At 59.7% G+C, this 8,899-nt stretch carries 11 protein-coding genes; 7 read left to right on the top strand and 4 right to left on the bottom strand.

What is annotated here, in order from left to right; translation table 11 throughout:
• Nucleotides 1–311: 311 nt before the first annotated feature.
• Nucleotides 312–677: a hypothetical protein gene (locus tag ACT4OC_RS07245; RefSeq protein WP_444838290.1), complete on the bottom strand. Its 366-nt coding sequence runs from the start codon at nt 675–677 to the stop codon at nt 312–314.
• Here ACT4OC_RS07245 and ACT4OC_RS07240 point away from each other — a divergent pair.
• Nucleotides 648–785: a hypothetical protein gene (locus tag ACT4OC_RS07240; protein ID WP_444838289.1), complete on the top strand. Its 138-nt coding sequence runs from the start codon at nt 648–650 to the stop codon at nt 783–785. The genes ACT4OC_RS07245 and ACT4OC_RS07240 overlap by 30 nt on opposite strands.
• Before the next feature lie 187 nt (nt 786–972).
• Nucleotides 973–2,034, top strand: a complete 1,062-nt coding sequence (locus ACT4OC_RS07235) for a LysR family transcriptional regulator (protein ID WP_444838288.1) — start codon at nt 973–975, stop codon at nt 2,032–2,034.
• A 211-nt stretch (nt 2,035–2,245) separates the two neighbouring features.
• On the opposite strand, the gene ACT4OC_RS07230 is transcribed toward ACT4OC_RS07235, so the two are convergent.
• Nucleotides 2,246–2,815 (bottom strand): hypothetical protein, encoded by a 570-nt coding sequence (locus ACT4OC_RS07230; protein ID WP_444838282.1) that lies wholly within the window; start codon nt 2,813–2,815, stop codon nt 2,246–2,248.
• A 324-nt stretch (nt 2,816–3,139) separates the two neighbouring features.
• Here ACT4OC_RS07230 and ACT4OC_RS07225 point away from each other — a divergent pair, with 324 nt between their 5' ends.
• The 5 genes from ACT4OC_RS07225 to ACT4OC_RS07205 all read left to right on the top strand — a co-directional run bounded on the left by ACT4OC_RS07225 (nt 3,140) and on the right by ACT4OC_RS07205 (nt 6,705).
• Nucleotides 3,140–3,691: a helix-turn-helix domain-containing protein gene (locus tag ACT4OC_RS07225; protein WP_444838281.1), complete on the top strand. Its 552-nt coding sequence runs from the start codon at nt 3,140–3,142 to the stop codon at nt 3,689–3,691.
• Nucleotides 3,678–4,112 carry a helix-turn-helix domain-containing protein gene (locus ACT4OC_RS07220; RefSeq protein WP_444838280.1) on the top strand — a complete coding sequence of 145 codons (435 nt, stop codon included), beginning with the start codon at nt 3,678–3,680 and terminating at the stop codon, nt 4,110–4,112. The genes ACT4OC_RS07225 and ACT4OC_RS07220 overlap by 14 nt, the downstream gene beginning before the upstream one ends.
• A gap of 81 nt (nt 4,113–4,193) precedes the next feature.
• A complete protein-coding gene (locus ACT4OC_RS07215) occupies nt 4,194–5,387 on the top strand; it encodes an MFS transporter (RefSeq protein ID WP_444838279.1) in 1,194 nt (397 codons plus the stop codon).
• A 315-nt stretch (nt 5,388–5,702) separates the two neighbouring features.
• Nucleotides 5,703–5,978, top strand: coding sequence for a helix-turn-helix domain-containing protein (locus tag ACT4OC_RS07210; RefSeq protein WP_444838278.1), 276 nt, complete (start codon nt 5,703–5,705; stop codon nt 5,976–5,978).
• A gap of 589 nt (nt 5,979–6,567) precedes the next feature.
• Nucleotides 6,568–6,705: a hypothetical protein gene (locus ACT4OC_RS07205; RefSeq protein ID WP_444838277.1), complete on the top strand. Its 138-nt coding sequence runs from the start codon at nt 6,568–6,570 to the stop codon at nt 6,703–6,705.
• Nucleotides 6,706–7,104: 399 nt separating this feature from the next.
• Here ACT4OC_RS07205 and ACT4OC_RS07200 read toward each other — a convergent pair whose 3' ends face one another.
• A complete protein-coding gene (locus tag ACT4OC_RS07200; protein ID WP_444838276.1) occupies nt 7,105–7,989 on the bottom strand; it encodes a Rossmann-like and DUF2520 domain-containing protein in 885 nt (294 codons plus the stop codon).
• A gap of 4 nt (nt 7,990–7,993) precedes the next feature.
• On the bottom strand, nt 7,994–8,881 hold the full coding sequence (locus ACT4OC_RS07195; protein WP_444838275.1) for a class II aldolase/adducin family protein: 888 nt from the start codon (nt 8,879–8,881) through the stop codon (nt 7,994–7,996).
• Between the last annotated feature and the right edge of the window lie 18 nt (nt 8,882–8,899).

Genomic DNA, 8,899 nt, shown 5'->3' with positions numbered 1-8,899 from the left:
GACCCGGGCGGGGGTCCTCCCGTGTGGGGGGTGTGCCCCGCCCCCCCGCGTGCGGGGGCCCCTCGGTGGGCCCCCCCCCCCGCCCCGGTGGTGGCTTATCAAGCAGACAAAAGCGGATTGGAGACGCACAGCGCTCGCAACCCACGACGAAGGGATAGCGACTTGGTTTTATTGTGGTCCACCGGATTATCTTTTTGCCGGTCCAGAAGGCCATGCAGTTCGCGTGACGGGCCGTTTCGGCGCTACGATCCTCTGGCGATTATTTGTGACTTCTCATCCTGAGTTTGCTGCCGCTTCAAGCCCGCTTGTCTTCATTCGAGAGCGGGAACGGCCTGGAAAACGAGAGCGACAGAGAACCAGGCCGGATCGTTCCGGCTAACGACAACAATGATGCGAGCGACCAATCGCACGCCGGGACGTGGCAATGCGTCGACCGCGCCGCGCTGGCGCTGGCCCGCATCATCGGCCGCCGCATGGCGAGGGAAGACTTTGAGAGGCTGCACGCCGCCAACGATAACAGGCCCATCGTATCCGAGGAGAACAGAGGACGAGGCCGATAGGGATTGAAAGGATTTCTGCGATGACCCGCGTTGCTCTAAGCCCGCTATTCCTCCGACCATCAGCGTGACGCTTCCATTGAAGACCAGTTGCGCCAGTGCCGGGAGCGCGCCGTTCACGAGGGCTGGACCATCGTGGAAACCTATTCCGACCGCACCATCTCCGGCGCGTCGCTCATTCTTTCTGGCGTCCAGTCGCTGCTGGCCGAGACAACATATGAAGCATGAGCTGGCTCTGCTTGCCGGCAAAGTCGATTGGGACTGGATCGACGGCGAGATCGCGCCGCTCTTCCCTCGTATTTGCCGAGGGCTGCCCTTCGGCGCGCGGGGCGGATGCGCTCAACGTACGAGTAGACTCGGGGTTATCGACACGTATAAGCTGTACTTTGCGTTCGATCCATTCCCAGGGAAAGCCATGCGCCCGCCCGACAAAGCGATGCTCCCATTTGACGAAGAACAGCGGTCGTTCAACAAGAACCCGCTCGATGACGAGGTGCTCCTGAGCGGTCAGTTCTGGGGCGAGTTGCGGGTTTTTCTCGCCGTGGCAAAGACCAAGTCGTTCAACCGGGCCGCGGAGATCACCAACACGAGCCAGCCGACGGTGAGCCGGCAAGTCAAGCGCCTCCAGGACGCGGTAGGCTCGCAACTTTTCATCTCGACCACGCGTGGCGTGAAGCTAACCAAGAAGGGAGAAGCGCTCGCGCGTGCCCTGTCAAGGCTTGACCACACGCTCTACTCCATTACGAGCAACCTGAAAGCCGAGACTCGTGAAGCAGAAGGGACGGTGCGCGTCAGTATCACAGATGGTCTAAACGCGCTCTTCGCTGCGCCGGCGCTGTTGCAGTTCTCCGCACAATATCCGAAGATTCAACTTCATCTGAAAAGCCCGCTCAATCATATCGACTTGCGGGAGAACCAGACCGACATGATGATCGGATTTGCTCCAAGCGTTTCATCCGATATACAATTCACAAAACTGGGTCAGCTTCATTTCATTCCTATCGTCGCAAAAGATTATATCAGGAATCGAGGGCTACCGACGAGCAATAATCTGGAACAGCATAGCTTCATTCAATCCGAGTACTATTCGGCAAGAACCGGCCTGTGGGATAGCTGGCAGCAAGCTGCGTCGCGCGGGCGCGTCGCTCACTACTGCGACAATTCATTCGCATACGGTATGCTGGTCAAAGCCGGGCACGGAATCGGGTTGCTTGGCAGCTACACGCTCGTGGAGCCGTGTTTTGTACCGCTGGAAATCGGGTTGAGGATTTCGGTCCCGCTTTTTCTGCTCGCGCTCACCGAGCGTCTGCAGGCTCGCCCTGTCCGTCTCGTATTCGATTGGCTGGCTGGCATTTTTGGCGGAAGCAATCCATGGTTCAGCGACGAATTCAAATTGAACAATGCGCCGAGCGAGTACGACGCTGGGTTCCGGAAGATGTTCAATCTTGAACAGGCAGGCGGGACTGGCAACGATTAGTGATCCGTTCGGCGATTTTCAGATACGTTTTACCGGCATCCTCGAATAGTTCCGCAAGCTCCGGACCCACGGCCGATTCCTCCTCGAATAGCAGTTTCTCAAACATGGCGCGGTGAATGCTGACTACCTGCATCAGATGGGATCGGAAAAAATCCAAGAGGGCACCCGCTTCGCATATCTGGTTCGATGGTGTCGTCGAAAACTTCGCGTGCTAGGCAGCCGCGGTCTCATACTCTGATGGCGCGTCCCAGGAGCCCTCCACTCGGAACAGAACTGCCGAATCGGTGCCGGCGGAAATCGCATTGGGTGGAAGGACGAGTTCCTTGACCAGTTCGGTATACGGCTCTTCGTGGCCCTCGAAATAGAGAGGTCCCTTGCCCTCGACAGTCTTGAACCCGAGAATCATTCTCCACAGCCGAGCGTACTTCGGCTGAGCGTGAGTGATGACCTTGTCGAATCCCTTGCGCGCGACATGATTGAACGAGAAATCGGCGGTTGCTTTCAGGGTATGTATGTTGCGGTATGCCTCGCGAAAAGCGGTGCGCTCAAACTTGGCGAAATCCCTGAACCAGCGAATGCGCAAGGTACCAATCGGCTCGTCGCTCGAATAAACGATGACGTGGGTTGCCTGGTAGTCGTTGCCGTCGAAAGTCTGCTGCGCTTTGACGCCATGCTCCTCCATAAAACAGATGGCGCGGATGGCATACGCGTGCAGCATCTGTTCATACGTCGTCACGACTTCACAGCGGATCTGATTGTGGTCGGGGTTAATGGTCCTCATCTTATGTTCCACAACTGGCCTCCTCGCCACGTAAGGTTGTGACGAGTAAATAGAACCGTCTTGGCGTACGGAAGGCGGCAAGATGTGGATCAGTTCAACGTCAGCGTTGAACTGATCCGACCATACTCTTCGCGTGAATTTGTGGGGCGGCTTTCTCCGGTGCACGTGTGGCGCGGAAAAGCCGGTGACAACCTTGGCGAGCGCGAGGACAGTGGCCGGAGCGAGCTCGCCGCGCGGTCCTACAAAGGAGGAGAACGGTCAAACCGATATTATATCTAAGATTGTGATATTCGATTGGTCCCCCAAAAGTCGTGCAATTTCCAGATGACGAAACAGACTGACCCCACTCACGACCGACCGGTCGGAAAGTCCCGGAACCCCGCGAAGAAAAAGAGGAAACCGAATTCCAGCGATGGCCAGCTCGGCGAATCCATTCGCGCTCATCGACTGATCCTGGGCATGTCCCAAAGCGAACTTGCGAAGCAGCTCGGCGTCTCGTTTCAGCAGGTGCAGAAGTACGAGAAAGGTACGAACCGGATTGGTGCCGGGCGCCTTCCCCAGATCGCCGAAATATTCGACGTCCCGATCACTACTCTTTTCGGAGACTATGCGGATATCTCACGCGGCAAGGGGAAGGGGCGTGCCGCTCCGGCGAAGCTCATTACAGACGCGACCGTGCTCAAATTGCTGACCGCCTATGCGGACATTTCGGATCGGTCGATCCGCAGCTGCCTGGGCGAGCTGGTCGAACTGATCGCCAGGTCCGCCAGGAAAGAGAGCTGGAGACAGTCTTCCACGATGTCGTCTCGAAAAGCACCACGCTCCGTCTCTGCGGCGGCTGTCGTCGTCAGAAGGAATAACCATGGGCAAGAATAGCTACGCCACCGGCGAGATCGATGCGTTGATTGGCGAGCGCGTGCGATCGCGCCGGCTGCGGGCCAAGGTGAGTAAAGCCATTCTCGGAGAGGCGTTAGGCGTGACGTTTCTGCAAATCCAGAAGTATGAAAGCGGCGCCGACCGAATTGGCGCCAGCAGGCTGCTGAAAATTGCCGAAGTGCTCAATTGCGACATCGCGGAATTTTACGAATGCGTCAATGATGGCCGGACCACCGCCGGCCGCACGCCGCTCTCGAGGTTCATGGCCACGAAGGACGGGGTCGCCCTCATCGAGGCCACGTTGAAGATCGAGAATAGAGCCTTGCGCCGCATGCTGATCGAAATCGCCGAGAAATTCGCTGAAACCCAGTTCATGCGGGCGAAGCCCGCGCGTGCTCGCCGTGACCTGATGAACCAATGATCGCCTGCCGCGCCGCGCAGAAATCGACGCGCGTTTGACCGCCGTATCAATGGGCCCAATACCGACGATCGAGAGATAGAAATGATGCAAAGCAGACTTTCCCTCGTTGCATTGGCGCTGGGCAACTTTGTGGTCGGTCTCAGCATACTCGCCCCAGTCGGGATGTTGGCGGAACTGGCCTCGCACTTTGGCATCACCATCGGCACTGCCGGACTGTTGATCAGTTCGAGCGCTGCCGTTGTCTGTCTGTCGCCGCCGCTGGTAGCTTGGATCACGAGCCGCATCGATCGGCGGGCGCTCCTGAGCGCAATGATGCTGTGGGTTGCGATGGGGCAAGCCGCTTCCGCGCTTGCGCCCGGCTATCCGGGCCTGTTGTCAATCCAACTCGCGATGCTCGCCTTCGCCGGCGGCTTTACGCCTTTGGCCGCCGGTGCTGCGGCTTTGTTGGTCCCGGAGGAAAAGGGCGCCGCTGCAATCTCTTCCATCCTGCTTGGCTGGGCTGTCGCGATCGCGGCCGGGCTGCCGCTGATTTCTCTGATCGCGCCCCACATAGGTTGGCGGGCGACCTATGGCCTTGTTGGCACCCTTGCGGCTGTTAGCTTTCTTGCACTGCTTCGCGGGTTGCCAAAGGGGCTTCAGGGGAAGCCGATCATTTTTGCAACCTGGAGTAAAGTCGGACGGAGCCGCGATCTCGTGTTGCTGTTGCTGATCACGTGCTTGATAGCCATCGGTCAGTACGTCGTCATTGCATTTGCCGGTCCCTTGTTGATCCAGCTCACGAACGCGACGCCCGGCCGAATCGCCACCGTCTTCGCGCTGTTTGGGGGGATGACGCTCGCCGGAAACATCTGTGCGTCTCGCGTCGTTCAAACATGGGGCGCCTTCAAGACATCCGCCGTTTTCATGGCCTGCATGGTTTTTGGTGTCGCACTTTGGGCCTTTGGCGCCGGAATTTATCTTTCGATGGCCACCGGTGCAGCCATTTGGGGTTTTGGATTTGCCGCCGTAGCCGCGATGCAGCAGGTCAGATTGATCACGAAGGCGCCATCGCTGGCGACGGCGTCGGTCGCCGTCAACAATACGGCGGTTTACCTGGGTCAGACCATTGGAGCGGGAATAGGCGGCGCATTGTTTACCGCGGACAGGCTAAATGCGATGGGCTTCGTCGCGCTTGCGCACATCGCCGCGTCGTTTGGTTTTCTCTGGCTCACGCGTTCCATACCGGATGCGCCGGGGCCCGGCTCGATGCGCTCTCCCAGTGCAGACGTGGCTTGAGCCGCGAGATCGCGATGACAGAACATTGCAACGGGATCGCGGTCTTCATTGATGGCGCCAATCTGCCGTCGGCTGCCAAAGCCGGGATTCGACATCCGTTACAGACGCCTCCTCCGGGGATTCCAAGGCCGCGGTACGTTGGTCAGGGGCGTTCTGCTACAGCATCGCGACTCAGCGCCCGCTGAGGGGACGCATAGCGTAGTACGGCGCAGACTTGGGCTGTTCATTTTCGCGAAGACGCGTGACACAATGCGTACGATGGCTCACCCTCGCAAATCCTATGACCACGTTTCGACGAACAAGGCAGTGTCGAGTGTGAACAACGATAAGAGCACCGGAGTTGATATCGACCCTTCGGCCCTCGGTTTTTCGAAGGTTGCGTACGCGGTCAACGAGACACTTGAGTTGCTCAGCATCGGTCGCACTGCACTGTACGCAGCGGTCAAACGGGGTGACCTCAAGCGCGTCAAGTTCGGCAAGAAGACGTTGTTTTACGCTGCCGACCTTGCCGCGTTTCTGACACGGCTCCGCCAGCTGAGCGAAACGGACGAGAGCCGGGCCGATCACAAGCCTCGCCAGATGCAAGATTGATCTTCCAGGCTCTTGAAGAAGTATTCCACCGACTTTGAGAACGGTTACGTCGCCGTCGTGATAGGCGAATCCGATCTCGATCACGCCCTCGCCGAGTAATCAATTGATTCACCGCACCGTCCGGTCAGCCATCGGACGGCGCGTACCCGGATCAACTTCCAAAATATTTTCCGACTGATGGCCATCAAGCCACCTTGGTCGTTCGACCGGAGCGCAGCTGATGACTGCGCGTAGGGGCGGCAGACCGACCTTCTTCCCCTTGGCAATTTTGTTGGTATTTTTGTTGGCACTCGTTGATTCAACATCTTGGTAAGACTACGAAATCTCTCAAGAATAGGGGCTTCATGTGGCCGCTGCCGGGCCCACCAGCCTTCGCTCGCTTCGCGAGCTACGGCTTGGCAAGCCCGTTGCCACAAGCGCTCAGCGAAGCGAGCGAAGACTGTCGCGCCAAAGCCCGCAGGGCGAAGGCGGACTGGGGCGCGAGCCGCACGCGGTCCAAGACCGGCGCCGTCCTGCTCCCGACAAAATATCGAAAACAACCCCATGCAAAGTAGCCGGGATTGCCGGCAGGGACGCATGGAGCGACGGCATGAAGACATTTGACACGTCGGGCAAATCAGCAACGCAATTCATCATCGCGGCGGCACTTGCCCTACCGCTCCAGAAGCTTATCGCTTCTCTCCTCGCCAATACTTCAGCAGTCAGCAAATTGCTGCTGCGCATCTGATCTGGCGATGGCTTCGCCGCACGGTCGTAGATTCGGCGGCTCCATCGCAAGAAAAGGCGAAACAGCGCGACGCACTTCCATCATCCAACGGCCCATAACGATCGACCATGTTTCTGAAGTGGTCCGCTGGAACTCTCATGTCCCGGAAGCTGCGGGCGATCGAGATGACCGCCCGCCATTCATTGGACGTCCCTGAGAGCCAGCCTTGCGGGCCGGAACTATCGGCTGCGCGCTCATGCACCGGCAGTTCGGCGATGCGTGTTGCGCATCCCGCGAGACGATCTCCCGCCTCGGATGGTGCTTCTGGGCATAACCGATGAAGTCGCTGAACATCAGTTGCTTGACTTGCATGAGTCCCGGAATGGTGTGCACCACGTTTCCTCCTCGCGAAATGACTATTTAGAGGTCGGCCGCTGTTGCGGCCGACAGCGCTTCGCGGATCTGGTCCGCGGCTGAAGTCGTCAGGCTTCCCAGTTCGAGTCCCAAAGGAATGGTCCGCTCCGACAGCGCGCGATAAAGCTTGCCCGCTCTCGGACTGAATGAATCCATCGCGACTAGGTGTCGGCGCACCGTCCCGACATCGCCTCTCGCGACGCAGCCGCCCATGCCCTTGGCTAGGCTGCTGCTGGTGACGGCCGAGGTCGTGCCGGCGAGAAGCGGCAGCAACGCGTTCAAGGCTTCGCGTTCGCCGGCTCCGAACGTCTTCCAGATCGCCACGGCTTCCGATAGCAGCGCGATGAAGAAGGGGCCGACGTAGTAGACCGAGGCGTGGTAGATCGCCCGCTGCCCGCGAGGGACCCCGAAGGTGGTGCAGCCGATGTCTCCCGCGAGCCGCTTGAGGGTCTCAAGGAGCTCGGGCCCCTCGGCCTCGATGCCCACCGCGACGCCCGGCAAGCCCCGCAAGGCGACAGCGGGATCGGTGAACATCTGCAGCGGGTGGAAGCCTCCGATCCCAGCGCCGGCCGACTTCGCCTTCGTCAACGCATCGATATCGGTCGCGCCGCTGCAGTGGACGACCTTATGATCGGGCCGCCAGACGATACCGTCGGCGACGCACGCGATGGCATCGTCCGAAACGGTCAACCAGACGAAGTCGCACTCGTCCGCCACTTCCTGCGCGCTCGCCGGCGTGCGGAGCCCCTCGACCTCGCGCTGCATCAGGCGCGCGCCCTCGCCGCCCCGGCTCCAGGCGGCGACGACCTGATGTCCCGCCCGACTGAAGGCCTGCGCGAGCGTTCGACCGACGCTGCCGCATCCGATGAATCCGAACTTTTCGCTGGACATCCGCTCAATTCCGGAAAGACGGATCGAGCCGGTCCAGCTTGCGCAGCAGGGCCGCCCATTCCAGCGATCCGTATCCACCCGAATTCTGCCTCGCGCCTTCGTTGAGCGTGGGATTGGTATTCGCTTCGTTGAGCAACGTGATCTCGCTGCCGGCGAAGCAGGTCACCGTGTTGTCGATCGCAACGGGCGATGGCTGATGGACCGGCCGGTTGCAGCCCAGGAGATCGACCTGGATGCGGCAGGCGTTCTCGAGCCAGTAGATAGCGTTGAAGGCCTGCGGGATCGTGCGGCCGCCGACGAGCAGCCCATGATTACGCAACAAGAGCACGTCATGTGCACCAAGATCGCGGACCACGCGATCGCATTCCTCTCCGCTGATCGCCGGCCCTTCGAAATCGTGGTAGCCGACACGCCCGTGGAAGCGCATTGCCGTCTGCGACAGCGGCAACAGTCCTTCGCTCAGGCCGCTTACGGCGGTGCCCGCGCGGGTATGCGTGTGGATGATGCAATGAAGGTCCGGCCGCGCCTTGTGGATGGGGGCGTGGAGATAGAAGCCGGCGACGTTGACGTTGTAGCCGTGATCGGGCTGCAGGAGCGTGTTGCCACCGACGTCGATCTTGACGAGGTTCGACGCGGTGATCTCTTCGTACAGCATGCCGTACGGGTTGATGAGGTAGCTTCCCTCCTCGCCCGGAACGCGCGCGCTGATGTGGTTGTAGATCAGGTCCGTCATCCCGAAGACGGCCATCAATCGGTAGCAGGCGGCGAGATCGATCCGGGTCTGCCACTCATCGAGCGAGACGGCAGACTTGATGTCACCGAGGGAAAGCAATTTCATGTTGCCCATCTGCGTTGTCCTTTCCAGGTGAACCGACGCGGTTACCGCGTCCATCGATCGGGCGAAGCGGTC

Source organism: Bradyrhizobium sp. (assembly GCF_052389815.1).
Lineage (GTDB): Bacteria > Pseudomonadota > Alphaproteobacteria > Rhizobiales > Xanthobacteraceae > Bradyrhizobium.
Note: the sequence above shows the minus strand (reverse complement) of the source record. Positions and strands in the feature narration are given on the sequence as shown.

Coding starts and splice junctions, on each gene's coding strand:
- ACT4OC_RS07235 (WP_444838288.1), top strand. CDS start 973: ATGCGCCCGCCCGACAAAGCGATGCTCCCATTTGACGAAGAACAGCGG.
- ACT4OC_RS07215 (WP_444838279.1), top strand. CDS start 4,194: ATGATGCAAAGCAGACTTTCCCTCGTTGCATTGGCGCTGGGCAACTTT.
- ACT4OC_RS07195 (WP_444838275.1), bottom strand. CDS start 8,881: ATGGACGCGGTAACCGCGTCGGTTCACCTGGAAAGGACAACGCAGATG.
- ACT4OC_RS07205 (WP_444838277.1), top strand. CDS start 6,568: ATGAAGACATTTGACACGTCGGGCAAATCAGCAACGCAATTCATCATC.
- ACT4OC_RS07220 (WP_444838280.1), top strand. CDS start 3,678: ATGGGCAAGAATAGCTACGCCACCGGCGAGATCGATGCGTTGATTGGC.
- ACT4OC_RS07225 (WP_444838281.1), top strand. CDS start 3,140: ATGACGAAACAGACTGACCCCACTCACGACCGACCGGTCGGAAAGTCC.
- ACT4OC_RS07200 (WP_444838276.1), bottom strand. CDS start 7,989: ATGTCCAGCGAAAAGTTCGGATTCATCGGATGCGGCAGCGTCGGTCGA.
- ACT4OC_RS07230 (WP_444838282.1), bottom strand. CDS start 2,815: ATGAGGACCATTAACCCCGACCACAATCAGATCCGCTGTGAAGTCGTG.